The organism is Streptosporangium sp. NPDC000396, assembly GCF_042898655.1.
In the GTDB taxonomy this organism is placed as follows: Bacteria; Actinomycetota; Actinomycetes; order Streptosporangiales; family Streptosporangiaceae; genus Streptosporangium.
This window is the reverse complement of record NZ_JBIAZA010000019.1, coordinates 45,011-71,301: the sequence shown is the minus strand read 5'-3', so window position 1 is coordinate 71,301 and position 26,291 is coordinate 45,011. Positions and strand designations below refer to the sequence as shown.

The 26,291-nt window shown below is 70.6% G+C and carries 23 protein-coding genes; 12 read left to right on the top strand and 11 right to left on the bottom strand.

Annotated elements, in window-relative coordinates; genetic code table 11:
- The first annotated feature begins 226 nt into the window (after positions 1-226).
- The 3 genes from ACFY2X_RS28600 (at position 227) to ACFY2X_RS28590 (ending at position 5,499) form a co-directional block, all read left to right on the top strand.
- A complete protein-coding gene (locus ACFY2X_RS28600; protein WP_389943769.1) occupies positions 227-2,557 on the top strand; it encodes a sodium-translocating pyrophosphatase in 2,331 nt (776 codons plus the stop codon).
- Positions 2,558-2,847: 290 nt separating this feature from the next.
- Complete coding sequence (locus ACFY2X_RS28595; protein ID WP_389943766.1) at positions 2,848-3,354, top strand: SixA phosphatase family protein; 507 nt, start codon at positions 2,848-2,850, stop codon at positions 3,352-3,354.
- 57 nt (positions 3,355-3,411) lie between these two features.
- Positions 3,412-5,499, top strand: a complete 2,088-nt coding sequence (locus ACFY2X_RS28590; protein WP_389943763.1) for an FUSC family protein — start codon at positions 3,412-3,414, stop codon at positions 5,497-5,499.
- On the opposite strand, the gene serB is transcribed toward ACFY2X_RS28590, so the two are convergent.
- On the bottom strand, positions 5,480-6,703 hold the full coding sequence (gene serB, locus ACFY2X_RS28585) for a phosphoserine phosphatase SerB (RefSeq protein ID WP_389943760.1): 1,224 nt from the start codon (positions 6,701-6,703) through the stop codon (positions 5,480-5,482). The two genes, ACFY2X_RS28590 and serB, sit on opposite strands and share 20 nt — an antisense overlap.
- Before the next feature lie 115 nt (positions 6,704-6,818).
- On the opposite strand from serB, the gene ACFY2X_RS28580 reads away from it, so the two are divergent.
- Together ACFY2X_RS28580 and ACFY2X_RS28575 are read left to right on the top strand one after the other, a co-directional pair.
- Positions 6,819-7,532, top strand: a complete 714-nt coding sequence (locus ACFY2X_RS28580; RefSeq protein ID WP_389943758.1) for a GNAT family N-acetyltransferase — start codon at positions 6,819-6,821, stop codon at positions 7,530-7,532.
- The gene (locus ACFY2X_RS28575) at positions 7,529-8,392 is read left to right on the top strand and encodes a lysophospholipid acyltransferase family protein (protein ID WP_389943756.1); all 864 of its coding nucleotides are present in this window, start codon (positions 7,529-7,531) and stop codon (positions 8,390-8,392) included. The genes ACFY2X_RS28580 and ACFY2X_RS28575 overlap by 4 nt, the downstream gene beginning before the upstream one ends.
- Positions 8,393-8,554: 162 nt before the next feature.
- Here the strand turns inward: ACFY2X_RS28575 and ACFY2X_RS28570 are convergent, their stop codons facing one another.
- Both ACFY2X_RS28570 and ACFY2X_RS28565 read right to left on the bottom strand, forming a co-directional pair.
- Entirely contained in the window at positions 8,555-9,235 is a 681-nt protein-coding gene (locus ACFY2X_RS28570) for a response regulator (RefSeq protein WP_389943753.1), read from the bottom strand.
- Between the two features lie 181 nt (positions 9,236-9,416).
- Positions 9,417-9,989 carry a hypothetical protein gene (locus ACFY2X_RS28565; RefSeq protein ID WP_389943750.1) on the bottom strand — a complete coding sequence of 191 codons (573 nt, stop codon included), beginning with the start codon at positions 9,987-9,989 and terminating at the stop codon, positions 9,417-9,419.
- A 382-nt stretch (positions 9,990-10,371) separates the two neighbouring features.
- On the opposite strand from ACFY2X_RS28565, the gene ACFY2X_RS28560 reads away from it, so the two are divergent.
- Together ACFY2X_RS28560 and ACFY2X_RS28555 are read left to right on the top strand one after the other, a co-directional pair.
- The gene (locus tag ACFY2X_RS28560; protein ID WP_389943747.1) at positions 10,372-11,121 is read left to right on the top strand and encodes an ABC transporter ATP-binding protein; all 750 of its coding nucleotides are present in this window, start codon (positions 10,372-10,374) and stop codon (positions 11,119-11,121) included.
- Entirely contained in the window at positions 11,115-13,706 is a 2,592-nt protein-coding gene (locus ACFY2X_RS28555; protein WP_389943744.1) for an FtsX-like permease family protein, read from the top strand. Before ACFY2X_RS28560 ends, ACFY2X_RS28555 begins: the two co-directional genes overlap by 7 nt.
- 117 nt (positions 13,707-13,823) lie before the next feature.
- Here ACFY2X_RS28555 and ACFY2X_RS28550 read toward each other — a convergent pair whose 3' ends face one another.
- The 4 genes from ACFY2X_RS28550 to ACFY2X_RS28535 form a co-directional block, all read right to left on the bottom strand.
- Positions 13,824-14,369: a hypothetical protein gene (locus ACFY2X_RS28550; RefSeq protein WP_389943741.1), complete on the bottom strand. Its 546-nt coding sequence runs from the start codon at positions 14,367-14,369 to the stop codon at positions 13,824-13,826.
- 734 nt (positions 14,370-15,103) lie between these two features.
- The gene (locus ACFY2X_RS28545) at positions 15,104-15,514 is read right to left on the bottom strand and encodes a VOC family protein (protein WP_389943738.1); all 411 of its coding nucleotides are present in this window, start codon (positions 15,512-15,514) and stop codon (positions 15,104-15,106) included.
- A 502-nt stretch (positions 15,515-16,016) separates the two neighbouring features.
- Entirely contained in the window at positions 16,017-17,132 is a 1,116-nt protein-coding gene (locus tag ACFY2X_RS28540; RefSeq protein ID WP_389943735.1) for an S-adenosylmethionine:tRNA ribosyltransferase-isomerase, read from the bottom strand.
- A 52-nt stretch (positions 17,133-17,184) separates the two neighbouring features.
- Complete coding sequence (locus ACFY2X_RS28535) at positions 17,185-17,850, bottom strand: SDR family NAD(P)-dependent oxidoreductase (RefSeq protein WP_389943732.1); 666 nt, start codon at positions 17,848-17,850, stop codon at positions 17,185-17,187.
- A 123-nt stretch (positions 17,851-17,973) separates the two neighbouring features.
- On the opposite strand from ACFY2X_RS28535, the gene ACFY2X_RS28530 reads away from it, so the two are divergent.
- The gene (locus ACFY2X_RS28530; protein ID WP_389943728.1) at positions 17,974-19,095 is read left to right on the top strand and encodes a GAF domain-containing sensor histidine kinase; all 1,122 of its coding nucleotides are present in this window, start codon (positions 17,974-17,976) and stop codon (positions 19,093-19,095) included.
- Positions 19,092-19,718: a response regulator gene (locus ACFY2X_RS28525; protein WP_389943724.1), complete on the top strand. Its 627-nt coding sequence runs from the start codon at positions 19,092-19,094 to the stop codon at positions 19,716-19,718. The genes ACFY2X_RS28530 and ACFY2X_RS28525 overlap by 4 nt, the downstream gene beginning before the upstream one ends.
- Positions 19,719-19,727: 9 nt before the next feature.
- Here ACFY2X_RS28525 and ACFY2X_RS28520 read toward each other — a convergent pair whose 3' ends face one another.
- A complete protein-coding gene (locus ACFY2X_RS28520) occupies positions 19,728-20,447 on the bottom strand; it encodes a hypothetical protein (RefSeq protein WP_389943721.1) in 720 nt (239 codons plus the stop codon).
- A 65-nt stretch (positions 20,448-20,512) separates the two neighbouring features.
- Between ACFY2X_RS28520 and ACFY2X_RS28515 the strand changes: the two genes are divergently transcribed.
- From ACFY2X_RS28515 to ACFY2X_RS28505, 3 genes are all read left to right on the top strand, one after another.
- Complete coding sequence (locus ACFY2X_RS28515; RefSeq protein WP_389943718.1) at positions 20,513-21,307, top strand: ABC transporter ATP-binding protein; 795 nt, start codon at positions 20,513-20,515, stop codon at positions 21,305-21,307.
- 100 nt (positions 21,308-21,407) lie between these two features.
- A complete protein-coding gene (locus tag ACFY2X_RS28510; RefSeq protein ID WP_389943715.1) occupies positions 21,408-22,163 on the top strand; it encodes a sulfite exporter TauE/SafE family protein in 756 nt (251 codons plus the stop codon).
- A gap of 29 nt (positions 22,164-22,192) precedes the next feature.
- Complete coding sequence (locus ACFY2X_RS28505) at positions 22,193-22,420, top strand: hypothetical protein (protein ID WP_389943712.1); 228 nt, start codon at positions 22,193-22,195, stop codon at positions 22,418-22,420.
- A gap of 12 nt (positions 22,421-22,432) precedes the next feature.
- On the opposite strand, the gene ACFY2X_RS28500 is transcribed toward ACFY2X_RS28505, so the two are convergent.
- From ACFY2X_RS28500 to ACFY2X_RS28490, 3 genes are all read right to left on the bottom strand, one after another.
- Positions 22,433-23,254: a Rieske 2Fe-2S domain-containing protein gene (locus ACFY2X_RS28500; protein WP_389943709.1), complete on the bottom strand. Its 822-nt coding sequence runs from the start codon at positions 23,252-23,254 to the stop codon at positions 22,433-22,435.
- A 134-nt stretch (positions 23,255-23,388) separates the two neighbouring features.
- Positions 23,389-23,943 (bottom strand): HD family hydrolase, encoded by a 555-nt coding sequence (locus tag ACFY2X_RS28495; RefSeq protein WP_389944084.1) that lies wholly within the window; start codon positions 23,941-23,943, stop codon positions 23,389-23,391.
- A gap of 100 nt (positions 23,944-24,043) precedes the next feature.
- Positions 24,044-26,209, bottom strand: coding sequence for a molybdopterin-dependent oxidoreductase (locus ACFY2X_RS28490; RefSeq protein ID WP_389943706.1), 2,166 nt, complete (start codon positions 26,207-26,209; stop codon positions 24,044-24,046).
- Between the last annotated feature and the right edge of the window lie 82 nt (positions 26,210-26,291).

Genomic DNA, 26,291 nt, shown 5'->3' with positions numbered 1-26,291 from the left:
CCACGCGCAGAGGCTTCATATCCGCGTCGTCGCTGCGTAGACTCCCGGAACCGGCCAAGGTTTGTCCTTCGGAGCGGCCCCTGAACGGGCTTGATTCCGCGGGAGGTCTGCGGACGCAACCGGAAGCGGCACTGCCAAGACCCGGACGTGCGCCGCTCCAACCGCCGACCACCAACCGCAGCGCACTCCGGGCAGGACGTGATCCCGTCTTGCCGAGGAGAGTCGGATGACTGTGCTCCACCTCGCCGCTGATGAACCAGCGGTGTCCCTGAGCGGTTCCCATTTCAACATCGTGATCGTGGTGGCCGTCGTGGCCCTGCTCGCACTCGCCGTCGCCGGCGTTCTCGTGCGGGAAGTGCTCGCCGCCGGTCAAGGCACCAAGCGTATGCAGGACATCGCGCGAGCCGTCCAACAAGGAGCCTCCGCGTATTTGACGCGGCAGTTCCGGACGCTCGCGTTGTTCGTCGTTCTGATCCCCTTCCTGCTGTACCTCCTCCCCGCCGAGTCGACCGGCGTGGGGATCGGCCGATCGGTCTTCTTCGTGGTCGGCGCGGTGTTCTCCGCGCTGACGGGCTTCATCGGCATGTGGCTCGCGGTCCGCGGAAACGTCCGCGTCGCCGCGGCCGCCCGTGAGTCGGGCGAGAAGGTCGCGATGCGGATCGCCTTCCGCACCGGCGGCGTGGCCGGCATGATCACTGTCGGTCTGGGCCTGCTGGGCGCCGCTCTCGTGGTGATCGTCTACGGGGGTGACGCCCCGGCCGTGCTGGAGGGCTTCGGCTTCGGCGCCGCGTTGCTCGCCATGTTCATGCGAGTCGGCGGCGGCATCTTCACCAAGGCCGCCGACGTCGGTGCCGACCTGGTCGGCAAGGTCGAGCAGGGCATCCCCGAGGACGACCCGCGCAACGCCGCCACCATCGCCGACAACGTGGGCGACAACGTGGGTGACTGCGCGGGCATGGCCGCGGACCTGTTCGAGTCCTACGCGGTCACTCTCGTCGCCAGCCTCATCCTGGGCAAGGTGGCCTTCGGCACCGAGGGCCTGGTGTTCCCGCTGATCGTGCCGATGATCGGTGTGATCACGGCCGTCATCGGCATCTTCACCACCTCTCCCCGAAGCGGAGACCGCTCCGGCATGGCCGCGATCAACCGCGGTTTCTTCATCTCCGCCGTGATCTCGGCGGTCCTCGTCTCCGTGGCCGCCTTCACCTACCTGCCGAGCAGCTTCGCCGGGCTGAGCGGCGTGAGCCCGGAGATCGCCGCGCTCACCTCCGACCCGCGCCTGATCGCCATCGGGGCGGTGCTCATCGGCCTGGTGCTGGCGAGCGCGATCCAGATCCTCACGGGCTACTTCACCGAGACGAACCGCCGTCCGGTGAAGGACATCGGGGAGAGCTCCCGCACCGGCCCCGCCACGGTCATCCTGTCGGGCATCAGCGTCGGCCTGGAGTCGGCGGTCTACTCGGCTCTGATCATCGGCGCCGCCGTCTACGGGGCGTTCCTGCTCGGCTTCGGCAACGTCACCATCGCCCTGTTCGCCGTGGCCCTGGCCGGCACCGGCCTGCTCACCACGGTCGGCGTGATCGTGTCAATGGACACCTTCGGCCCGGTCTCCGACAACGCCCAGGGCATCGCCGAGATGTCCGGTGACGTCGAGGGCGAGGGCGCCCGGGTGCTCACGTCGCTGGACGCCGTGGGCAACACCACCAAGGCCATCACCAAGGGCATCGCGATCGCCACGGCCGTGCTCGCCGCGACCGCGCTGTTCGGCGCGTTCCGGACGGCGATCGAGACCCAGCTGGTCAACGCGACCCAGAGCGTGAAGGACGTGCTGGGCTCGTTCGGCACGTTCAGCCTGAGTGTCGACTCCCCGAACGTGCTCGTCGGCCTGATCGTCGGCGCCGCGGTGGTGTTCATGTTCTCCGGACTGGCCATCATGGCGGTCGGCCGTGCCGCCGGACGGGTCGTCTTCGAGGTGCGCGAGCAGTTCCGCACGAAGCCGGGGATCATGAACGGCACGGAGCTGCCCGACTACGGCAGGGTCGTGGACATCTGCACCCGCGACTCGCTGCGGGAACTGGCCACGCCCGGCCTGCTCGCCGTGCTCACCCCGATCGCCGTCGGCTTCGCCCTCGGCTACGCGCCGCTCGGCGCCTTCCTCGCCGGCGCCATCGCCTGCGGCACGCTGATGGCGGTCTTCCTGGCCAACTCCGGCGGTGCCTGGGACAACGCCAAGAAGCTGGTCGAGGACGGGCATCACGGAGGCAAGGGGTCGGACGCCCACGAGGCCACCATCATCGGTGACACCGTCGGCGACCCGTTCAAGGACACCGCCGGCCCGGCGATCAACCCGCTGCTCAAGGTGATGAACCTGGTGGCACTGCTGATCGCTCCGGCCGTGGTGACCTACGCCGACAACGTGGCGCTGCGGATCGGCGTCACCGTGGTCGCGGTCGCCATCGTCATCGGCGCGGTGGTCGTCTCCAAGCGCCGGTCGGCGAGCATCGCTCCGACCGAGGAGAGCAACGTGGACCGCGAGCGAGAGCCGATCTCGCACTGACCGGGGTCCGATGAAAGGGGCGCACGGTCTCGTGCGCCCCTTTCGCATGTCCGGGGCCGCACACCCCTGCGTGTGCGATGGCTGTACATCCCCGCGTGTGTGCGAGGTCCCGCGTCCCCTCCTGCGTGCCCGCGGCCGTACACCCCTTTCGCGTGTGCGAGGCACTCCGGTGGGAAACTGGGCCGTATGGAACAGCAGCCCTCCGGAGGCAGAACGCTCGTTTTGATCCTGCTGGCGATGGTCGCGGTGTTCGCGGTGATCGTGGCGGTCGCCATGTGGGCGGCACGGTGATGACGCGCACGCTGATCGTGCTCCGGCACGCCAAGGCCGCCCACATTCTCGGCGTCGCCGATCGCGAGCGCCCTCTGACCGAGCGCGGCGAACACGACGCCCGCAGGGTCGGCAAGCAGCTCACGAGCATGAGCCTCCAGCCTGACCTGGTGCTCTGTTCTCCGTCGAAGCGGACCAAGCAGACCGCCAAGCTGGCTCTGCCCGGCGCGGACATCGTGTTCGAGCCGGACATCTACGAGGCCTACTTCGATGAGCTGCTCGACCTGATCCGGCGCAGCGATCCAGAGGTCCGCACGCTGATGCTGGTCGGTCACAATCCCGGCGTCCACGAACTGGTCCTCGCCCTCACCACGAGGGACGACGATCCCGGCTTCCCACCCGGCGCGTTCGCCGTCATCGAGACCGAGGACGAGTGGGCCGAGCTCGACGCGGGGCGCAGCGTCGTCCGCTGGAGTCCCAAGGAGCACAAAGAGCACAAGGAGCACAGGGAGCACAGGGAGCACTGAGCGCCGGAACGCGGGGGAGGGCCACACCCCCGTCGCCGGCGGCTCCGGGAGGGTGGCATGAGGAGGATCGCCAGGGCGTTGCACGGCGACTTCCTGGTCGCCCGCCGCCCCGCCTGGGGGTACGGCCTGCTGTGCGCCCTGGGTGTGTGCCTTCCGCTGCTGCTCGGCCTCTTCCTGGGCCGTCCCCACGAGGGCGCCGCGATGGCCCTGGGAGGCTATCTCACCGCCTTCGGCGACGCGCCGGGCCTGCCGTACGGGGAGCGCACCCGCAAGCTGTTCGTCAGCGCGCTCATGGTCACGCTCGGGGTCGGTCTCGGCCGGCTGATCCAGCCGTATCCGTGGCTCGGCGTCGTCGTGGTGGGCCTGGTCGCCACGGCGGGGGCCTACTGGCAGGTGATCAGCATCTCCACGGTGCTCGCCGTGGCCCTCACCTATTTCGCTCCCGTGAACATCGGCGTGCCGGTTCACATCGCGGTCACGGCGGCCGGTGGCCTGCTGGTGGCGCTGCTGGTGGTGCTGCTGTGGCCGGTGCGCCGTCTCCAGCCGCTTCGTGCGGCCCTGGAGGAGGCCGGTACGGCGGTCGCCGACCTGCTGGCCGCCAGCGGCGGGGCTCCGCTGTCCGACGAGAGCTGGGAGCGGCTGCGCCGTGACGCTGTCACCGCGCTGAACGAGGCGGCGAAGGCTTTCTCCCTCTACCGCGTCTCGGAGGAGGACGACCGGGCTCTGGAGCGGTTGCTGACCAGGCTGAGCCGTGTCCTCCAGGAGGCCGTCGCGCTTCATGTGCTGCGGACGGCGGCTGAGAAGGCGGGCACGGGAGTGGAGTGGACCGAGGAACTGGCCGAGGCCGTCGAGGCGCAGGCGCACGCGCTGCGGGAGGCCGTGATCTCCGGCAACCCGGCCGCGGCGTCGGAGGCGCTGGCCGCCATCGGCCGGTTCGCCGACCGGGTGAGAGAGGTCCGCGGGGCCGCTCACACGGGTGACGCGCCGCTGCCCGCGACGGCGCTGCTCGGGCAGATCCGCCGATGCCTGGACAGGATCGGGATGGCGGTGAGGTCGATCGCGCAGCAGACGGCCGAAGGGGTCGAGGTCGGGCCGCGCCTGCCGAGGTTCGGGCGGCCGCGCAAGCCGGTTTTCTCTCCGGGCCGCCACCCGGTACGGCTGGGCCTGGCGGTGACCGCGGCCATGGCGCTGATGCTGCTGACCCATGAGCACTACGCCAAGTGGTTCGTGGTGACCGTGATCGTCAGCCTCCGCCCGGCCTACCGCGACACGGTGGACCGGGTGGTGCTGCGGGTGGTGGGTACGGCCGTGGGCGCGGCAGGCGCGGCGATCGTGCTCGCGGTCGCGCCCGATCCGCTGTATCTGGTCCTGTTCATCGCGGCCTGCGCGGTGCCGGGGTTCGCGTTCCGGGGAGCCAGCTACGGCTATTGGGCGGTCTTCTCCACGCCGCTGTCGCTGATGCTGTCGGACTTCGCCCTGCCGCTCGACTGGGGTGCGGCGGCAGCCCGGGTGGCCCTCACGATCGCGGGAGGGGCGCTGGCGCTGCTGTTCGCCCGCCTGCTGTGGCCCAGGGGGCACCGGGCCAGCCTGAACGGCAGGCTCGTGGACATGCTCGAAGGACACGCGGAGCTGGTGCGCTCGCTGGTCGACCAGGATCCCGACGAGGTGCGCGACAGGATCTCCGAGGCGGCCGACGCCGCCGACCGGCTCACCGGATCCCTGGACCAGCTGGACAAGGAGCCGGGGGGCAGCGCGCCGCAGCGGCTCAGGGACGCGGTGACGGCCGCCCGGCGGCTGCGGGACAACGCGCTGGCGCTGTTCGCCGTACCGCCTCCCACGGAGGACTCCGGGCCCACGGTGACCATCCTCGACATGGTCGCCGACCGGCTGGAGAAGATCGCCGAAGCGGTCGAGACGGGACGCCCCGAGGCGCCGCCCGACGATCTCGACCGCGTCCTCGACGAGCTGGGCGAGCACGTGGACATGCTGGCCGAGCGCCGGTTGGGAGAGGTGGCCGAGGGCGCGGCCGACCGGATGACCGCGGTGCGCAAGGGGATCAGGCACGCCGCCGCCGCGCAACCGCCTCTGAAGGGGCTCAGCGCCGAGGCCGTCCGGCTGGCCTCGCTCAGCGCTCCGCGGTGCTGACGCCGTCTTCCGCGTCGGCGGCCTCGACCTCGGCACGCGGGATGCCGAGCAGGTAGAGGATCGAGTCGAGATAGGGCACGTTGAGCGCGGTGTCGGCGGCCTTGCGGACCACCGGCTTGGCGTTGAACGCGATGCCCAGACCGGCGGCCGCGATCATGTCCAGGTCGTTGGCGCCGTCGCCGATGGCCACGGTCTGGCTGATCGGGATGCCCGCCTCCAGGGCGAAGCGCTCCAGCGCCCGCGCCTTGCCGGCACGGTCGACGATCTCGCCGACGACTCGTCCGGTGAGCACGCCGTTCACGACCTCCAGGGTGTTGGCCGCGGAGTAGTCGATCCCGAGGTCCTCGACGAGGGCGTCGGTGAGCTGGGTGAACCCCCCGCTGACGATCGCGAACCGGTAGTCGAGCCGCTTGAGCGTCCGTACCAGCGTGCGGGCGCCGGGAGTGAGCACCAGCTCCTTGCGGACCTTCTCGAAGGTCTCCTCGGGGAGGCCCTCCAGCAGCGCGACCCGGCGGCGCAGTGACTCGGCGAAGTCGAGCTCGCCCCGCATCGCCTCCTCGGTGACCCGGGCGACCTCCTCCAGGCAGCCCGCGTGCGCGGCCAGCAGCTCGATCACCTCGGCCTGGATGAGCGTGGAGTCCACGTCCATCACGATCAGCCGCTTGGCCCTGCGGTGCAGACCGGTCCGCTGCACGGCCACGTCCACCTGCTGCGTGTGCGCCTCGGCGGCCAGCTCGGCCCGGAGCGCGTCCGGGTCGGCGCCGGAGACGGCCAGCTCGATGCAGGTCACCGGGTAGCTGGACAGCCGCTCGATCCGGTCGATGTTGGCGCCGGCCGCGGCGATCCGGCCCGCGATGCCGGCCATCGCGGCGGGCTGCAAGGGGGCGCCGAGCACGGTGACGTGCAGCCGCCCGCGCCGCCGCTTCTCGTGATGGTCGGATCCGGTGGACAGCTCCACCTCCAGACCCAGATCCCCGGCGGTCCGCTCGACCGCGGTCCACAGGGCGCCGAGGGTGCCGCCGGTACCGGTGGAGGTGTCGCCCGAGTAGGCGACGAGGACGCCGAGGGTGAGCCGGCCGCGGATGACGACCTGTTCGATGTCGGCGACGACGACGGGGAAACCGGCCAGAACGGAGAAGAGCCGCGAGGTGACTCCTGGTCGGTCCGGGCCCGTCAGCGTGATCAGAAGCGTGCGCTGGTTCATCGATGCCTACGCTACTTGCCTCCGGAAACGGTCGTGAATGCGGTTCATCATCCGGACGCCTGAAGTTCGCGGTCCCCTCCCGTCCCGTGTCACCTGCGACTGTCTTCATGAAGTCATGACGACCATCCCCGCAGAGCCACGTGTCGCTCGCTACACCGTCGAGCTGGCCAGTACCGCTGCCGACGTGCGGGAGGCCCAGCGCCTGCGCCATCAGGTGTTCGCCGAGGAGATGGGCGCTCGGCTGAACACCCCCATCACCGGTCTGGACGTCGACCCGCTCGACGCCTACTGCGATCATCTGCTGGTACGGCACGGCGACACGGGCGAGGTCGTCGGCACCTACCGGCTGCTCACCCCCCGCCGGGCCGACCGGTTCTACTCCGATTCCGAATTCGACCTGGGCGCGCTGGCCGGTATCCGGGCGAACATGGTCGAGGCGGGCCGGGCCTGCGTGCACGCCGACCACCGGCGCGGCGCGGTGGTCGGGCTGATGTGGGCCGGTATCGCGCGATACATGGTCGCCGGAGGGTACGACTGGCTGGCCGGGTGCTGCTCGGTGCCGGTCGCCGAGGCGGCGGGGATCATGAACCGGCTGCCGCTCTCACCGCCGGAGTACCGCGTCACCCCGCACCGTCCCTGGCACGGTGGGCAGAGCACCGGGCGCGGCGTGATACCCCCTCTGCTGCGGGGGTACATCCGGCTGGGCGCGTGGGTCTGCGGCCCGCCCGCCTACGATCCCGACTTCAGCGTGGCCGATTTCTTCGTGCTGCTTTCCATGGCCGACGTCCACCCCCGCTACCTGCGGCACTTCCTGGGAGAGCTGACGTGAACCCGTGGCTCCCGATGGCGCCCTGTGGGCCCGCCACCTGCCTGACGTCCTCCACCCCGAGGGCGGCCTGGCTCCGCCGGGCCCTGCGGCTGGCCGCCGTCGCGCTGATGGTCCTCATCGGCACGGTTCTCGCGCTCATCGCCCGGGTGTCCGGTACGGCGAGGCGGGTATGGCTGACGAGCGCCTGGTCCCGGCTGGCGCTGCGGGCCCTCGGCATCCGGATCGAGGTGCGTCAGGGCTTCGCCTTCCTGGCCGGTTCGGCCGCCGGGCTGCGCGTCGCCTCCGTTCCCGAGGCGGCCCCGTTGATCGTGGCCAACCACGTGTCCTGGCTGGACCCGCTCATCATGGCCGCCGTGCTGCCGTGCCGCCTGCTGACCAAGCGGGAGGTCCGGGGCTGGCCGGTGATCGGCGGGCTGGCGACCGGCGCGGGTGCGCTGTTCATCGACAGGGATCGGCTGTCCGCGCTGCCCGAGGTGGTCGGCACGGTGGCCAGGGCGCTCGGAGAGGGGCACCCGGTGGCGGCCTTCCCCGAAGGCACCACCTGGTGCGGCCGGGAGATGGGCCCTTTCCGGCCGGCGGTGTTCCAGGCGGCACTGGACGCCGGAGCCCCGGTCCGGCCTGTGGCGATCAGATACCTGGGGCCGGACGGCACCCCGGTCACCGGGGCCGCCTATGTCGGTGACGACAGCCTGGCGGCCTCGATCCAGAGGGTGGCCGCGATACGGCGGCTGACCGTGGAAGTGACGCTGCTGCCCCCCGTCCAGGCCCGTGACCGCAGGTCCCTGGCGTGGGCGGCGGAGTCCTCGATCGCTTCCGTGGTGATAGCCCCGGCCGCGCACGACGTCCGGGTGGCCGCCTGAACGCGGAGCCGTCTGGCACTGCCCGAGTGCGGGGCCGTCCGGCACCGCTCGAACGGGCGGGTCGTCCGGCGAGGAGCACGCGGTCGAAACCTCTGCCCGGTTGAGCCCTGGCCCGGTCGGCATCCTGGCGCAAGGCGTGCGCCTGTCCCTGAAGGGTCCCCGTCACCGCGGCCCGAGGTAGGCGATGACGGCCGCCACCCGGCGGTGGGTGTCGGGGCTGTTCTCCAGCGCCAGCTTCAGGAAGATCGAGTTCACGTGTTTCTCGATCGCGGAGATCGACAGATGCAGGGTCCGGGCGATGCCGCCGTTGGACAGGCCGTGCGCCATCTCCCGGAGCACGTCCAGTTCCCGTGGCGTCAGGTCGGCGGGCGGCGGGCCGTCGCGCACCTCGCGCCTGGCCAGCAGGCCCTCCACCACCTTGGGGTCGATCACCGACCCGCCCGCGGCCACGGAGCGGATCGCCCCGAGCAGCTCGTCGATGTCCCCGACCCGGTCCTTGAGAAGGTATGCCCGCCCCTCGGTGCCGTCCCTGAACAGGTCCAGTGCGAACATCGCGTCGGAGAACTGGGAGAGCACCACGATTCCGATGTCCCGAGAGGTGGCTCGGATCCGGTGCGCGGCGTCGATGCCTTCCATGCCCGCGCGCACCAGTTCGGCCGAACCGGGCATCCGGATGTCGGTGACCACCACGTCGGGCCGGAGCCGCCGGGCGGCGTCGAGCAGCTCGTCGGCGGTGCCCACGGCCGCCACCACGCTGATCTCCCCGGAGGCCTCCAGAAGCTGGCGGGTGCCCTCTCGCACCAGGTAATGGTCCTCGGCCAGGAGGACCCTGAGTTCAGCCATGGACCGCGCGGTGCCCGGAAATGCTCATGGAAGGAATCCTGCCCTGCGGACGGGGCCAGCGCATATGAGGCTGTCCGCACATCTCATGACATTTCATTACATCTCGCGAGTGCGAAGGCATCCGCAGGGCGAACGGCGAGAGCCCTCTCCCCGTGAGGCGAGGGCTCTCGGCTGTGCGTGGTCAGCGCACGACGCGCGTGCGGTGCTCCTTGCCGAAGAACCAGCTCTTGATGCCGATGCGCTCAAGCTCGTCCCGGCTCAGGTTCTCCGCGCCGGTGGGCACGTCGTAGGCCACCACGCCGAGGGAGGTCTTCAGCGTGCCCTTGGCGGCCTTGCCGACCTTGAACTGGAAGCTGAACGATATGGAGTCTTTGACCTCGAGGTCCTTGTCCACGGCGCAGACCACGATCTGCTCCTCGGATATGCATTCGCTCTTGTCGGGTCCCTGGTAGGACCACTTGCCGCTGATGCTGACGGCCTTGGGGACGTAGGCCACGACGAAATAGTCGCCTGCGTCGGAGGTGTACGGACCGGTGTTCGTGGCCTTGATGCTGTAACTGATCTTTCCGCCGGGGCGGACCGTCTTGGAGGCATTCGCCTTGATGTCGAAAACCGAGTACGGGTCGTCGGCCTTCTTGACGGCCGAGGCGGGGGCCTTGGCGGGAGCAGCCGAGGCCGGCGCCGCGAACAGCATCGTGCCCGCGAGCGGAGCGGCCAGGGCAAAGGCGGCGATCTTGGAGATCGGGTGGCGCATTAAACGTCTCCCAGTCGAGGGGGCGGGGATGCTGCGATGATCCCCGTTAAAGTCCGCAGATTTTTATCACACCCATCTGACAAAACGGAATGAATATTGGTTCGTGCGTTTTTGGGTGGAGTTCCGGATGCGGTAGCCGTACCGGACGGACCGGGGCCCCGTAACGGCCTGCTCCGTGCGGACCTTCGCGGGCTTCGTCCGGCCTGCGAAGCGCAGGCGGGGCCGGCGAGGAAGGTAGGGCTGGCCCTACCTCAAATCCGCAGGAGAGCCGCCTGGTGGTCGCCACCAGCTGATTTCTACATTTGTCAGGTAATTCCAGCGGGTGCGGCACGGTCATGCCTCTGCGGGCACGTGGACGAACCACATCGAGAAAGAGGCACAGGTGACGGCGCACGCGGTGCGACTGAACGCGGTGACCAAGACATATGGCGGGAACAAGCGGGTCGTGCACGCCCTGCGGGGAATAACGGTCGACCTGCCCCGGGGCCACTTCACCGCCGTGATGGGGCCGTCGGGATCCGGTAAGAGCACTTTCCTGCACTGCGCGGCAGGCCTGGACACGCCGACCTCGGGGACGGTTCACCTGGGCGAGGTGGAGCTGTCGAGGATGAACGAGACCCAGCTGACCGAGCTCCGGAGGCAGAAGGCGGGGTTCGTCTTCCAGGCCTTCAACCTGATCCCCTCGCTCACCGTGACGGACAACGTCACGCTGCCGCTCCGGCTCGCCGGAGCCCGCCCGGACAGGGCGTGGCTGGGCGAGGTGATCGGGCGGGTCGGGCTCGGCGAGCGCACGGGCCACCGGCCCTCCCAGCTCTCCGGCGGGCAGCAGCAGCGGGTGGCCCTCGCCCGCGCCCTGGTGACCAGGCCCGAGGTGGTCTTCGCCGACGAACCGACGGGCGCGCTGGACACCCAGACGGCGGCCGAGGTGCTCGGCCTGTTGCGCCAGGTGGTGGACGCGACCGGGCAGACCGTGGTCATGGTGACCCATGACCCGGTCGCGGCGGCCTACGCCGACCGGGTGCTGTTCCTCGCAGACGGCCTGCTGGTGGACGAGGTGTGGTCCGCCACCGCGGACACCATCGGGCAGCGCATGACCGCTCTCGGCCGGCGTGCGGGGGCCGTTCCGTGCTGAGACTCACCTTCGCCACTCTGCGCGGCCGGGTGCCGTCGCTCATCGGCTCGCTCCTCGCACTGTTCTTCGCCTCCGTCCTGGTCACGGCCTGCGGGATGCTCGTGGAGTCCGGCATCCGCGCGCAGTCACCGCCGGAGCGGTACGGCGCCGCCCCGGTCGTGGTGGTCGGTTCACAGTGGACCTCCGTCATCAGGCGGGAGGACGGCGTCTCGGTGAGCCAGAGCATGCTGCTCAGCGAGCCGGTCACGATCCCGGCGTCGCTGGGCGAGAAGATCCGGGCGGTGGCGGGAACGGAGCGGGTCGTTCCCGAGCTCACCTTCCCGGTCGGGCTCGCGGGCCCTGACGGGCGGCTCGTCCAGGGTGCGGGAGGGCGCGTCTACGGGCACGCCTGGGAGTCCGCGGTGCTCACGCCCTACACGTTGCGCACCGGCCGTCCGCCCGCGTCGCCCGGGGAGATCGTCGTGGACGCCGACCTGGCCGGACGGGCGGGGCTGAAGGCGGGCGGGAGCGCGCGCGTGCTCGAACGGGACGGCATGCGTGACTACACGGTGACCGGGATCGCCGGTCCCGGCCTGACCCGGCAGTCGGCGATCTTCTTCACCGCGGAACGGGCTAGCGAACTGTTCGGCCGCCCCGGCCAGGTCTCCGCCTTCGGCGTGTTCGGGCCGGGCGATCCGGATCGGCTGAGGGCCCGGGTCGGCGCCGCGCTGGAGACGGCGCCGGGGAGCACGGCGACCCAGGCGAAGGCGGCGGCCCAGGCGAAGGCGGGGCCCTCCGCGCAGGCCGTGGCCTACGCGGGCGGCGAGCGCGGGTTCGCCGACGACCCCGGCCTGGCGAATGCCAGGGAGGCGCTCATCGCGCTCGGCGGCAGCATCGGCGGCATCGCCCTCATCGTGGCCGTCTTCGTGGTCGCGGGCACCTTCGCGCTCGCCGTACGGCAGCGCGAACGGGAGATCGCACTGCTGAGGGCGATCGGCGCGACCCCTCGGCAGATCCGCGCGATGACGGGCCGGGAGGCCCTGCTGGCCGGAGCGGTGGCGAGCGCCGCGGGCGTGCTGCCCGGCGTCGCCGCGGGCGGGTGGATGTTCGATCAGTTCGTCTCCCTGGGAATCCTGCCGGGCACGTTCGCGCTCGCCGTCGGCCCGGTGCCGATGCTGATCGCCGTGGTGACCGGATCGGCCACGGCCTGGCTGGCGGCCCGCGGAGCCGTACGGCGGGCCTCGCGGATCCGGCCGACCGAGGCGCTGGGCGAGGCCGCGGTGGAGCGCCAGGCTCTGGGACGCCCCCGGCTGATCGCCGGGCTTGTCTTCCTCGCCATGGGGACGGCCCTCAGCTGCCTGTCGATGTCCATGACGGGAGAGAATGCGGCCGGGAGCGCGGGCGGGATCGTGATCCTCTTCGTCGTGGCCGCCACGCTGCTGGGGCCGTGGCTCGTCCGGCTGGCCGCAGGCCTCGTCGGCCGGGTGCTCGGCCGGGCGTCCCGAGTGGGCGGCTACCTCGCCGTGGCCAACACCCGGATCGAGGCCCGGCGGCTGGCGTCGGTGGTCAGCCCGCTCGTCCTGATGCTCGCCTTCACCGCCACGACCGTCCTCGTCCAGTCGACCATCGGCCACGCGACCACACGGCAGGCCGACGAGGGCACGCGCGCCGACTACGTGCTCCAGGCCACGGGGCCGGGGCTGCCCGCCCAGGTCGCCCGCTCGGCGCGGGCGCTCCCCGGGGTCGCGGGGGTGACCGAGGTGGCGGACACCCGGGTGATCGCCGACGTCGAGGAACTGGGCGACCGCACGCTGGCGCCGTACGGCGCCGTCGGGCTCACCACCCCGGCCCACGGGCTCGACCTGGATGTCCGGGAAGGCTCACTGGACCGGCTGCCGGGCAACGGGGTGGCGCTGAGCACGCTCACCGCCGGATCCTTCGGCGTGTCGGTCGGCGACAAGGTACGGCTGCGCCTCGGTGACGGCACCCCGATCACCCCGACGGTCGTGGCCGTCTACGGCCGGGGGCTCGGCTTCGGCGATGTCGTCCTGCCGTACGACCTGGTGCGCGCCCACACGGCCACGGGCATGGCCGACCGGGTGCTGCTCACGCTCGCCGGGCGAGGCGACCTGCGGGAGAGGCTCGCCGCGCTGTCTCCGGGCCTGTCCGTCCTGGACCGCGCGGACGCCTCCGCCGTACGAAACCTGGAGCAGGAGCAGAACCTCTGGGTCAACCTCCTGGTTCTCAGCCTGATCATCGGGTTCACCGTCATCTCGGTGGTCAACACGCTGGTCATGGCCACCGGGGCGCGGGTGCGGGAGTTCGCCCTGCTGCGCCTGATCGGCGGCACCCGGCGGCAGGTGCTCGGCATGATCCGCTGGGAGGCGCTGCTGGTCGGCGGCATCGCGGTGGCCGTCGGCACGGCGGCGGCCACACCGACACTTGTGGCGATCAGCTATGGCCTCACGGGGTCGCCGCTGCCGTACGTGCCGCCCCTGGTCTACGCCGTGATGGTGGTCGCCACGCTGGGCCTGGCCCTCGCCGCGACCGCGGTCCCCGCCCGCGCGGCGTTGCTGGGCCGGCCGGTGGAGCGGATCGGCGGCTGACCCGGGGGCCCGGGTCCGGGGATCGGAGACGGTGGGAACCGGCCGCGCGTGTGAGAATGACCGCGGCCGGACGCGGTGGCTTCGGCAAGGTCAGGTTGACGGGCTCAGTTGACGGGCTCAGTCGAGGATGCGGGTCTTCACCTTCACGTACTTCAGGTCCACGCCCGTGTCGAGGCCATGGATGTTCAGGGTGTCGATCCCGCCCGAGGGGACGTCGATCGACGCCGTGGCGAACTCGGCCGTCGCGGTTCCCTCGGCGCTGCCCCTGAGCCACACCTTGACCTTGACGGTGGCCGATCTGCCCGGCTTCAGGGTGTCCAGCAGGCAGCCCACCTCGCGCCCGTCGGCCTCGCAGTAGGCCCCGGAGGGCCCGGTGATCTGGACCTTGCGGGCCTGCCGGGGAGCGTAGCCGCCGATGTAGGCGATGTCGGTGGCCCAGTCGCCGACGTTCTTGGTCTTGAGGGTGTAGACGATCGTGTCACCGGCCCAGGCCCTGCGCGGGTAGTAGGCGGTCAGCTTCAGCGGCGAGAGCGGCTTGGCGGCGCGGGCCGCGGCCTGCGTCGTCGCGGCGGTACCGGCGGCGTCGGCGTTGGCGGCCTGCGGAACGAGCAGCATGCCTCCCGCCAGGGCGATGGCGGCGAAGGCGGTCAGGTGGCGGCGCATCTCTTACTCCAGTCGGAACTCGGTGTCCCCGTCGATTACCGCGATCAGCATGCGGCGGCCGACTTGGAAACCCCTTGTGCCTGACTGGCTAGCTCAGGATCAGATGGACCAGCGGCGAACCGTATGCGAGTACGTTGAGGCCGATGAAATTTGCCAGGAAATGCAAGACGATCTTGATGAGCTACGAGAGCGCTTCACGATGAGCTACGAGAGCGCTTCACTCACTGCTCTCGCTGTGAGATCCCACTGACTCAACCTGAAACCGGTAGACCTCGCGTGTTCTGTTTCGCCCGATGCAGAGTTGCCGCGTACCGCGCGGCGCGACGGAGGGACGCCGGACGGCTGGCAGGCTGCGAATCTCGGTGACGGGATGGGGGTGACCCCCTCCGCCTCGCCTTCAGCACCGGCCGTGATAGCGACTCTGCCCGTGTACGGGTCTGGGACTTTTCGTCCGGAGCCATAACCGCCCCGCGACCAGGCCGAACGGCTGTTCTTCGTGTGCGTGCGACGCACGAGGGAAATCCTGATCACAGATTGGTGACCGTTTTTCGGCTGAGTTTGACCTCGTGGCGCTGACCTGCATAAACGCAAACGGCTGGCTAACACCCGGACCGGAACCATATGTGTGGAGGGCAACCCGCCGCATGCGCTGTGATGCGCATCGCGGGCCGAACTCCGGCGGTACTTCCCCCGCTACCGGTGTCTCTCCTCCCGGGGGTGGGGGTCGAGCGCCCTTAGTCGCGCTTGGGCCAGATCGGGCCCTGGTCGGTCCAGATGACGCCCTTGTTGCGGCACAGGCAGAAGGGGTGGCCGATCGGGTCGGTGTAGACCCGCCAGCCGTAGCCGTCGGGGCCGATGGAGTCCTGCTGCAGGGTCGCGCCGAGGGCCAGAACGCGGCTCTGTTCGGCCTCGATGTCGTCGACTTCGAAGTCGAGGTGGAACTGCTTGGGGTGCTCGCTGTCGGGCCACTGCGGGGTGCGGTAGTCCTCCACCCGGATGAAGGCCAGCTCGATCTCGCCGAACTGGATACCGGCCCAGTTCTCGTGGCTGCCCTCCTTGACCGGGCGACCCGTCACCTCGGAGTAGAAGGCCGCCAGCTTCATCGTGTCCGGGCAGTCGATGATGAAATCGGTGAGTCGCAGCATCTCGCGATAGTGCCACAAGATCAAATAAGCCGGACTTTGAGACAGGCCCTAAGGATCAGCCGGAGTGATTTGGGGGTTGCGCATGGCTTGGGAAGGGTCCAGCCGTCGCGAGCGGCTCCCGCGTGATTGGCCCGATATCCGGGCGGCCGTGTTGGACGCGGCCGGGTATCGGTGCGTGTGGCTGGAGACCAGCGCGCGTTGCGCTGAGGTGGCCACCGACGTTGATCACATCATCGCGGGGGACGATCACTCGCCCGCGAACCTGCAAGCGCTGTGCGCTTCGCATCATGCCCGTAAGTCCGGCAGGGAGGGTGCGGCGGCCGTGGGCTCCGCCGTCCCCGGCTAGGCGTTCCCCGGTCCCGCCGTCGTAGGGGGGTGGGACCAAGGGCGGTCCCTGCCGTGGCCATCGCGGCGGGGATCGCTGTGCCGTATGCCAACGCGCGCAGGTTCACGCCGTAACCCACGAACCCAATGCTGCCGATGCGGGATGGTAGGGATTGAACTAGTGTGACAACAAAAGGTGTGTGTCGCCGAACTCGTGCCAGAGGTAGCGCTCCCTGAGCGCCTCCGCGTAGGACCGGGAGAGCAGGTCGCCCCCGGCGATCGCGGACAGCATCAGCAGGTGGCTGGAGCGCGGCTCGTGCAACCCGGTGATCAGGCCGTCCACCGCCTTCACCCCGCCGGCGGGGGTCACCACGTGGGAGGTCCAGCCCCGTGCGGCCCGGACCCGGTCACCGGTCAGGGCGGCGGTCTCCAGCGCGCGCACCACGGTCGTGCCCACCGCGATCACCCGGCCACCGGACCGGCGCGTGAACTCGACCTGCCGCGCGGTGCTCTCGGGCACCTCGAACCATTCCGGATAGGGAGGTTCGTCCTTCTCGGGCGAGGCCACCCCGGTGTGCAGGGTGATCGGGGCGACACCGATCCCGCGCGCCACCAGCTCGGTGACCAGACCGGTGGTGAACGGCCGCCCGGCACTGGGCATCTCCGCGCTGCCGGGCCGGAACCCGAACACGGTCTGGTAGTCGGCCAGAGGCCAGTCCCGGCCCACGTAGGAGTAGCGGATCGGCACGCCGTACCGGAGGAGATAGGCGAGGACGTCGCGGTCCAGCTGCGCCCGCCACAGGCGTGGCGTCTCCCGCTCCAGCAGGCGCAGCGTGGCCCCGCCGGGCATCGGCAGCCACTCTCCGGCGACACCGCCCGAGTAGGGCTCGCTGGCCATTTCCGTACCGGCGGTCGCGCCGCTGCTCCCGTCCTCGGCACGCCGCGCCGTTCCGGCGGCCCCGCTCGTTCCGGGGTCTCGCCGTTCCATCCGGCGGCGTAGCTCGACCAGCCAGGTCCCGTCCTCGCGTTCGGTCGAGAAGTGCACCGCGAGCCGGTCGAGGTGGACCGCGGCGGGGAGCGTGGCGGAGTTGTTGACCACCAGCAGATCACCGGGGCGAAGCAGGTCGGGCAGGTCGGTGAACGTGTGGTGGCCGATCTCCCCGGTCGCGCCGCGCGAGACCAGAAGCCGCACCCTGTCACGGGCCAGTCCCCGCGCCTCCGGCGGCTCGTGCGCCTCCAGGTCGTGCGGAAGCACGAAACCCGCGGCCATGGCATCCGTCATGAGCGCGCTCACCGGTCCTCCGTTTGATTCTTCGGGATGCCGCCGTATCCGCCGACTCGTCCGCTCACGAATGGCTCACCCGCCCGCTCGCCGGGCGCTCCGCGATCAGCCGCCGAAGTGTGGGCACGACCGTCTCCGGCGCGGCGGCGGACGCCGCTTCCTCGGCGCCGACCGCGTCGGCGAGCATGGTGGTGTTCATCTCGCCCGGGTCCACCCACCAGACCGGGACCCCGGGCTCCTCGACGGCCAGCACGTTGGAGAGCTGCTCCAGGGCGGCCTTGGTCGCGCCGTACCCGCCCCAGCCCTCGTAGGCCTCCACCGCCGCGTCGGAGGAGATGTTGATGATCGCGCCGTGCCGCTCCCTGAGTCCGGGCAGGGCCGCCTGGATCAGCGCCAGCGGAGCCAGCACGTTGGACCGGAACAGATCCTCAAGCGCGTCCAGCGGGTAGCCGGCCAACGGCGGCAGCGGAACCGCGCCCAGGCCGGAGGCGTTGTTGACCAGCAGGTCCAGGCCGCCTTGGTCCTGTACGGCACGCGCCAGCCGATCCCGATGGGCCGGATCGGTGACGTCTCCGGCGAGGGCGAGGGCACCGAGCTCGTCCGCGACGGGCTCCAGCGCGTCCGCGCTCCGGGCGGTGAGGATGAGCCGCCATCCGTCGGCGGCCAGGGAACGGGCCAGCGCCAGGCCGAGGCCGCGGGAGGCGCCGGTGATGAGTGCGGTCTTCGTCATACCTTGACGCTAGGAACCGGGCGTCTCGCGCACATCGGCCCCGGGACCGGGCGCGACCTGGGCTGATGGACCTAGGACCGATGGCGTAAGGCGGTCGCCCGCCGGGGCGCCTAGAGTTTTTCCGTGAACGAAGACCGGGATGCCGTCCTGCACGCGGTGAGCTCGGCCGTTCTCGCCGTGACCAGGCACCTGTCGGTCCGGGAGGTGCTTCAGGTCATCGTGCGGTCGGCCCAGCAGCTGCTGGACGCCCGTTACGCCGCGCTCGGCGTGCCTGACGACGACGGGGCGTTCGCGGAGTTCGTCGCCGAGGGGATCACGGACGAGGAGTGGGAAGCGATCGGGCCGATGCCCCGCCAGCACGGCATGCTCGGCGCGATGCTGCGCGAGGGCACTCCGGTCCGGCTGCCCGACATCCGCAGGGACCCGAGGTTCGAATACTGGCCGCGGGCCCATCCGGTCCTCAAGGACTTCCTCGGGGTGCCGATCCGCGACGGCGACCAGGTGCTCGGCATCATCTTCCTGTCCAACAAGCGGACCCCGGGCGGCTTCACCGAGGCCGATCAACGACTGCTCGTCATGTTCGCCGCGCACGCCGCGATCGCGCTCACCAACGCGCGCCTCTACGAGCGCGGCAGGGAACTGACGCTGGTGGAGGAGCGCACCCGGATGGCCCGGGAACTGCACGACGCGGTGACCCAGAAGCTGTTCTCACTCCGGCTCACCGCGCAGGCGGCGTCCTGGCTGGTGACCCGCGACCCCGGGCGGGCGGTGGAGGAGCTCGCCCGGGTGGAGCGGCTGGCCGGAGAGGCGCTGGCCGAGCTCCGCGCGGTGATCGTGGAGCTCCGCCCGGCCGAGCTCGATCGGCACGGTCTGGCCGAGACGCTCCGCAAGCACGTGAGCCTGCTGGACCGGCTGCACCCGGCGTCGTTCACGTTCGAAGGGGCTCCGATCTGCGAGCTCGAACCGGCGACCGAGGTGGCCGTCCTCCGGGTGGCTCAGGAGGCGCTGCACAACGCCTCCCGGCACTCGGGTGCGCGGGTCGTCAACGTGTGGCTGGGCTGCGAGAGGGACCGGGTGGTCCTGGAGGTGCGCGACGATGGGACCGGGTTCGACGTGGCCGCCGCCGCGGGAAGGGGCCTGGGCATCGCGTCGATGGAGGACAGGGCGCAGGTCCTGGGCGGGAGCGTGCGTGTGACGTCGGAGACCGGTCACGGAACGTCGGTCCGGATGGAGGTGCCCACGTGATCCGCGTGCTGATCGCCGACGATCATCCGGTCGTCAGGCAGGGCCTGCGCACCTTCCTGGACCTGCAGGACGACCTCACCGTGGTGGGGGAGGCCGCCGACGGCGCCGAAGCCGTGGACCTGGTGGAGTCTCTCGCCCCGGACGTGCTGCTGCTCGACCTGAAGATGCCGGTCCTCGACGGTCCCGGCACGCTGGTCCGGCTGAGAGAGCGCGGTCTGTCCCTGCGCGTGCTGGTGCTGACCTCGGTCAGCGACCCGGAGGACGTGGCTCCGGCGATGCGGGCCGGCGCGGCCGGATTCCTCTACAAGGACGTCGACCCCACCGCGCTCGTCCAGGCCATCCGCGCGGTCCACGGCGGGCAGGTGCTGCTGGCGCCCGACGCGGCCGAGGCCATGCTCTCCAGCCCCACGCCGGCGGCCGCCGGGCACATGACGCCGCTGACCGACCGGGAACGCGAGGTGCTCACGCTGATCGCCTCGGGCCGGTCCAACCGCGAGATCGCCCGGGAGCTGGCGGTGGCGGAGAAGACCGTGAAGACCCACGTCTCCAACGTGCTGATGAAGCTGGGCGTGCAGGACAGGACCCAGGCCGCCCTCTACGCGGTACGGCACGGCCTGGCCTGACCCGCTTCTCTAGACGAGTTCGGTGATGGCGTGATGGGCGGCCACGCGGGCCCGCCGTACCGCGCGGTCGAGGTCGCGCAGGGCGTCGCTCCGGGTGGCGATCTGGCCGGAGGTGAGCCCCCGGTCGTCGGCGATCTGGAGCGCCGCGGCGAGCCGGGCGGCCAGGGCGGCGACCCGGTGCGCACGGGCCGGGTATCCGGGGGCCAGACCGTCGTCGGAGGTCTTCACTCGCTGGTGCCCCTGGGCCGGACCCTCCACACCCGCCAGGGCGTCGGTGGCCGCGCGCATCGCGAGGGTCAGGGCGTGTTCGGCCTCGGCCAGGGAGGGGATGTCCGGGGCGTTGGTGCTGGCCTCCAGCACGTTCCAGCGCACCCCGGCGTACGATGACCCGCGGTGGTCCCGCACCGGGATCAGACCGAGGCACCTGCTGGCGAGAACGGCGATCGCCGCCTGCCCGGCCTCGATGGCCGCGGAGTTGAAGGGGGGCGGTCCGGTGAGTCCGAGCGGGTCGCCCGCGACGGGGAGAGCCAGGCGCAGCGACTTCATGCCTTCGATCCGGAGGTCGGCGAGGAAGCCGCGCAGCGGGAGGTCGCCGGACTGCCCGGCGACGAGTTGGGGGCCGGCCTGCCGTTCCACGCGGTCGGCGGCCTCGTCGAGGCCGACCTGCCCGGTGAGCCAGGCGTTGCCCCAGCAGACGAGGGTGGCCGAGATCTGTGAATCAAGGTGCACCGACCCACGATATGCGTTTGCCCTGCAATAGGTTTGTTCCAGCGATTCTCAAGGAGGCGTAAGGAATGGGCGGTCAGGTGCTTCGGCTACAGGACGTCACCGTCCGCAGAGACGGGGCAGCCCTGCTGCGGGACATCGAGTGGACCGTTCACGAGGACGAGCGGTGGGTCGTCATCGGTCCCAACGGCGCGGGGAAGACGACGCTGCTGCAGGTCGTCGGGGCGATGCTGTTCCCCACCGAGGGAATTGTGGAGATCCTGGGTGAGCGGCTTGGCCAAAGTGACGTGTTCGATCTGCGACCTCGCATCGGTCTCGCGAGCGCCGCGCTGGCGGAGAAGGTGCCGCCGGAGGAGAAGGTCATCGATCTGGTGCTCACCGCCTCCTACGCGATTCTGGGCCGCTGGACGGAGGAATACGACTCCAACGACGTCACCCGCGCCGTCGAGCTGATCGACCAGCTCGGTTGCGCCCACCTGATCCGGCGCCGGTTCAACACGTTGTCCGAGGGCGAGCGCAAGCGGGTGCAGATCGCGCGGGCGCTCATGCCGGACCCCGAACTGCTGCTGCTGGACGAGCCCGCCGCCGGGCTGGACCTGGGCGGCAGGGAGGACCTGGTCCGCCGCCTGGCGGCGTTCGCGCAGGATCCGAAGGCCCCGACGATGGTGCTGGTCACCCATCACGTGGAGGAGGTGCCCAGCGGGTTCACCCACGCGCTGCTGCTGCGGCACGGCTCGGTGGTCGCCCAGGGGCCGATCAACCAGGTGATGACCGCGGAGAACCTGTCGCGGACCTTCAGTGTCCCGCTCAACCTGGAGCGGGGGATCGACGGCCGCTGGTATGCCCGGGCACACCAGTTCTGAATAGGACACCCCCGTAGCCGGCCGATGGGCGTCCCCTCCTAGCATCCGGGAAGTGCCGCGCACCGTTCACGGGCGCGAGCCGTACGAGTGAGAGGACGCCATGACGCCGTGGGAAGCGGCCGCGATCTTCGCGGCCGGGATCGGAGCCGGGGGCATCAACGCCGTCGTCGGATCGGGATCGCTGATCACGTTCCCGACGATGGTGTCCGTGGGGTTGCCGCCGATCGTCGCCAATGTCTCCAACAACATCGGGCTGGTGCCCGGATCGCTGACCGGCGCGCTCGGTTATCGCGCCGAGCTCAAGGGGCAGCGTGACCGGCTGATCCGGCTGGGAACCGCTTCGGTCGTGGGCTCCGCGATCGGTGGCGTGCTGCTGCTGTTCCTGCCCGCGACGACCTTCGACGTGGTCGTGCCGATCCTGATCGGCCTGGCGTGTGTGCTGGTGGTGATCCAGCCCAGGCTCAACAGGTGGCTGAACGCCCGGCGCGAGGAGCCCCATCCGCACGGCGGGCCGTGGCTGTGGATCGGGGTCTTCGCCGCGGGGATTTACGGCGGCTACTTCGGCGCGGCCCAGGGCGTGCTGCTCATCGGGCTGCTCGGCAGCTTCATCGACGAGGACCTGCAGCGGGTCAACGCGGCCAAGAACGTGCTGTCGCTGCTGGTCAACGCCACCGCGGCGGTCCTTTTCATCGCGATCGCCAAGGTGGACTGGCGGGCCGTGGCGCTGGTCGCGCTGGGAGCCACGGTCGGCGGGTTCCTCGGTGCGAAGGTCGGCCGGAAGCTGCCGGCGCCGGTTCTGCGCACGTTCATCGTTTGCGTCGGCCTGTTGGCGATAGTCAAACTGGTGTACGGATAAATTCACCACTTTTTGGGCATAAAACCGACATGAAAGGCGACAAGGTAGAGATCGTCATCGACGCGGGTGGCAGCTCGCGTACCTACGAAGTCGTCGCCACCAAAGCGGGCCGCCGAGTCGAGGTGGCCAACAGCCGCGGTGGCGTGATCGAGGTGAGCGAGGTCACCCGCAGCGGTACGGCCGTGCGCACCGCCCGGTTCATGTCCAGCCGGATTCTCGCCCTGGTCGAGCACCCGGCCGACGGCCGGCCTGACTGACCGAAGACGTCCCTAAATCTCCGCCGGGCGGACCTGGAGCACGCCGTCCCGGCGGATCCGGGTCTGGAAGAACGGCTGCGGGGCGGTGGCGGGGCCGTGCGCGACCGTTCCGTCCACCAGCCGGAAGGTGCTCCCGTGCCAGGGGCACACCACGCAGATGGAGCCCTCGTCGGAGACCAGGCGCCCCTGATGCAGCGGCCCGGCCAGGTGGGAGCAGCGGTCGGCGAGCACGGTGACCCCGTCGCCGACCCGGAGCACGAACAGGTCGATGTAGCCCAGCCGCCTGGTCACCGGACGCCCGTTCGGCAGGTCGTTGATCTTGCACAGGTCGTGCCAGCCCAGCGGGACCAGGTGGGTGACGGACTCGGCGTGGTTGGCCCCGGCGGCCTGCCGGTAGGCCATGTGGCCGCCGAGATAGCCGCCGATGGCGGCGGCGGCCAGCCCGGCGAACGACAGCGTGCGCCCGTGCCGGTCGTGGCCGGCGAGTCGCAGCGCCAGCGAACCGGCGTAGAGCCCCAGGGCGGCCAGGTTGGCGACCGCGTGCACGAGTCCGACCCGCTGCTGCTCCCGGTGGAGCACCGACCAGTCGGTGATTCCCGCGGCCGCCGTGGGGATCGTTCCCCCGATCCCGGTGACGAGCACCGCTCGCGTCGCGCGAGGGTCGGCGTCGGCCAGGTCGAGCACCGCCGTCGCCAGCCAGCAGCCCAGGGTGAGGTCGGTGAGCGGCGGGTGGAGGGGTTTTCCGGTGGGAACCCCGTGGAGCAGGTCACGCAGCCGCCCGGGGCCGATCCGCCGGCGCACGGCCTTGGCCAGCGTGCGGATCGGCCGGTCCATCACGGTCGATCGTTCGATCCGGCCGGCGAGGTCGACCGGAGGTACCAGGCGCCTGATGATTCGGCCATTTGTTTTGACTGTTTCCTTCACGATCGCCCCCTTATCAACCGATAGGGACCTACCCGGGAACGGTGTTATGCACGCGCCAAATGTCCCCGGCTCACTGAGAGCTCGATGATTTCGGTGGCGTAGGCGCCGAGGGTCGCCGAACCCTCCTCGATGATCTTCACCTTCTCCAGGACCTGCTCGGCCGTCACTTTGTAGAGCGACCAGGTGCCGCCCTCGTTGTGATGGTTGGCCATGATCGGCGCGATTCTGTCGAGAGCCTTGGCGAATCTGGCCTCGGGGGTTTTGCGCTCCTCGAACTCGTCCCAGAGCGCGCGCAGCCGCGCGGCCTGGTCGTCGGGGAGCAATCCGAAGATCCGGTCGGCGGCCTTGCGCTCGATGCCGAGCTGGGCCTCGACGGCGGGGGTGTCGTAGATGAACGTGTCTCCGGCGTCGATCTCGACGATGTCGTGGACCAGCAGCATCGCGACGACCTTGTCCAGGTCGGTGCCCGGCGGAGCGTGCTCGGCCAGGACCATCGCCAACATGCCTACGTACCACGAATGCTCGGCGTCGTTTTCCCGCCGTGACCCGTCCATCAGAGTGTTGCGACGGACGATGCGTCTGAGTTTGTCGATCTCCATGGCGAAGTCGAGCTGGGCGCGCAGACGATCCTGTTCTGGAGGGGTGGTCACCCGCGCAAGCCTAATGCGCGCCGATCCCCCTTTTCCGAACGATCATGGATCATGCGGGACTGAGCGTGACCGGAACCCCGTTGAAAACGGCGTTCCCGGAGGGGACGTCGATCACCGACTCGCTGGTCAGCGTGTTCGCGTTGACCCCGGCGTGTTCCGCCGCGATTCGCTGCGCGGTTCCGGCGTGTCCCCACCCGTGGGGCAGGCTCACCACCCCCGGCATGATCGTCTCGGTGGGTTCCAGCGGCACGACGAGTTCCCCGGCGGCCGAGCGCACGAGCGCGCGCTCGCCCAGCCCGAGCCTGGTCATGTCGTCCGGGTTGATCTGCAGCGTGCACCGGTTGCTCCCGCCGACCAGGGGTTCCACGTTGTGCAGCCAGCTGTTGTTGGAGCGCAGGTGACGCCGCCCGATCAGCACGATCTCCGCGGGCGGTACGGCCAGCCGCCGCCGCAGCCGGGCGAGGTCCTCGACCAGCCGCGGCGGGGCCAGCTCCACCCGTCCCGAGGCCGTGCGCAGCACCTCAGCCAGCCGGGGCTCCAGCGGGCCCAGGTCGACGCCGTGCGGGTTCGCCAGGAGCTCGGCCAGTGACAGGCCGTAGGGGCCGAGCTTCAGCATGGCGTCCAGCCGCCGTTCGGCCCCCGTGTTCCCCTCCAGTCCGGCACGCAGCCCGGCCGGATCCTGGCCCTCGACCGGCGAGCCGGGCGTCTGGGCGGCCTTGCGGAGCATCTGGTCGAGGATCAGCTCGTCGAGCAGGGCCGGATCGGCGTCCGCCCCCTGCCCTGAGGCGATCATCGTCAGCCGCGCCAGGATCTCGGCCTCCGAAGGGCGCCCCGGCTCCAGCGGCAGGACCGGCGGGGAGAATCTGGCGTAGTTGCGCACGGCGACGAACAGCAGCGACAGGTCGTAGTGCGGTGTCTGCATCACGCGCGGCGGCGGCAGGATGACGTGCGCGTGCCTGGTCGTCTCGTTCAGGTAGGGGTCCACGCAGACCATGAACTCCAGGTCGCCGAAGGCCCGGTCCAGCCGGGGACCGCCCGGCGCGGACAGCACCGGATTGCCCGCCACCGTGACCAGCGCCCTGACCTGCCCCTCGCCCGGAGTCTCGATCTCGTCGGCGAGGGTGGCCACCGGCAGCTCGCCGTTCGCCTCCGGCAGCCCGCGGACACGGCTGTGCCAGCGCCCCGTGGTGTACGGCTTGCTCCTGCGGCCGTTCTCCACGGCGGTCTTGGCGAACATGACCCCGCCGGGCCGGTCGAAGTTGCCGGTCAGGATGTTGATCGCATCGACCAGCCACTGCGCGACGGTGCCGAACTCGGCGGTGCAGGTGCCGATGCGGGCGTAGACGGCGGCCGTGGGAGCCGCGGCCAGCTCGCGCGCCAGCCGTACGATCTTCTCGGCGGGCACCCCGCAGATCCCCGTCACGGCCTCGGGGGAGAACTCCTCCGACAGCCGCCGGAGGTCCTCCAGGCCGTCGACCTCGACGCCGATCGTGGTGAGGTTCTCGGCGAAGAGGGCGTGGATGATGCCGAACAGCAGGTAGGCGTCGGTGCCGGGCCGTACGAACAGGTGCTCGTCGGCGAGGGCGGCGGTCCGGGTGCGGCGCGGGTCGACGACCACGAGCTTGCCGCCGCGCCTGCGCAGCGCCTTGAGGCGGCCGGGGAAGTCGGGGGCGGTGCAGAGCGAGCCGTTGGACTCCAGCGGATTGGCGCCGAGCATGAGCAGATAGCCGGTCCGGTCCAGGTCGGGGACCGGGATGGCCAGCGGGTCGCCGAACATGAGGCCGCAGGAGACGTGTTTCGGCATCTGGTCGGCGGTGCTGGCGGAGAAGACGTTGCGGGTGCCGAGCGCGCGGATCAGCGGCGGACCGTACAGGGCTCCGGCCATGGAGTGGGCGTTCGGATTGCCGACGTAGACGGCCAGCGCCTGGCGGCCGTGCACGTCGATGACGCCTTTGAGGCCCCGATCGACGGCGCCGAAGGCCTCGTCCCAGGTGGCCTCGCGCCACTCGCCGTTCTCGCGGATCATCGGGACGCGCAGCCGGTCGGGATCCTCGTCGAGGCGGCCCAGGCTCGCGCCCTTGGGGCAGATGAACCCTTTGGAGAAGGGATCGTCCGGATCACCCTTGACCGATGTGACGTGCCCGGTGGCGTCGAGTGTGAGTCGCAGACCGCAGACGGCTTCGCAGAGGGGACAGGTCCGGTGCGCGGTTCTCATCGGCACTCCTGAGTTCGGCGAAGGAACTCATCATGACTGCCGCCGGAGACGAGCGGAAGCCCCGGAGTTCGCACTCCGGGGC

Bases quoted from the DNA above. Each gene is read 5' to 3' on its own strand.
- ACFY2X_RS28600 (WP_389943769.1), top strand. From the start codon at position 227: ATGACTGTGCTCCACCTCGCCGCTGATGAACCAGCGGTGTCCCTGAGC.
- ACFY2X_RS28595 (WP_389943766.1), top strand. From the start codon at position 2,848: ATGACGCGCACGCTGATCGTGCTCCGGCACGCCAAGGCCGCCCACATT.
- ACFY2X_RS28590 (WP_389943763.1), top strand. From the start codon at position 3,412: ATGAGGAGGATCGCCAGGGCGTTGCACGGCGACTTCCTGGTCGCCCGC.
- serB (WP_389943760.1), bottom strand. From the start codon at position 6,703: ATGAACCAGCGCACGCTTCTGATCACGCTGACGGGCCCGGACCGACCA.
- ACFY2X_RS28580 (WP_389943758.1), top strand. From the start codon at position 6,819: ATGACGACCATCCCCGCAGAGCCACGTGTCGCTCGCTACACCGTCGAG.
- ACFY2X_RS28570 (WP_389943753.1), bottom strand. From the start codon at position 9,235: ATGGCTGAACTCAGGGTCCTCCTGGCCGAGGACCATTACCTGGTGCGA.
- ACFY2X_RS28565 (WP_389943750.1), bottom strand. From the start codon at position 9,989: ATGCGCCACCCGATCTCCAAGATCGCCGCCTTTGCCCTGGCCGCTCCG.
- ACFY2X_RS28550 (WP_389943741.1), bottom strand. From the start codon at position 14,369: ATGCGCCGCCACCTGACCGCCTTCGCCGCCATCGCCCTGGCGGGAGGC.
- ACFY2X_RS28545 (WP_389943738.1), bottom strand. From the start codon at position 15,514: ATGCTGCGACTCACCGATTTCATCATCGACTGCCCGGACACGATGAAG.
- ACFY2X_RS28535 (WP_389943732.1), bottom strand. From the start codon at position 17,850: ATGACGAAGACCGCACTCATCACCGGCGCCTCCCGCGGCCTCGGCCTG.
- ACFY2X_RS28515 (WP_389943718.1), top strand. From the start codon at position 20,513: ATGGGCGGTCAGGTGCTTCGGCTACAGGACGTCACCGTCCGCAGAGAC.
- ACFY2X_RS28510 (WP_389943715.1), top strand. From the start codon at position 21,408: ATGACGCCGTGGGAAGCGGCCGCGATCTTCGCGGCCGGGATCGGAGCC.
- ACFY2X_RS28505 (WP_389943712.1), top strand. From the start codon at position 22,193: ATGAAAGGCGACAAGGTAGAGATCGTCATCGACGCGGGTGGCAGCTCG.
- ACFY2X_RS28500 (WP_389943709.1), bottom strand. From the start codon at position 23,254: ATGGACCGGCCGATCCGCACGCTGGCCAAGGCCGTGCGCCGGCGGATC.
- ACFY2X_RS28495 (WP_389944084.1), bottom strand. From the start codon at position 23,943: ATGGAGATCGACAAACTCAGACGCATCGTCCGTCGCAACACTCTGATG.
- ACFY2X_RS28490 (WP_389943706.1), bottom strand. From the start codon at position 26,209: ATGAGAACCGCGCACCGGACCTGTCCCCTCTGCGAAGCCGTCTGCGGT.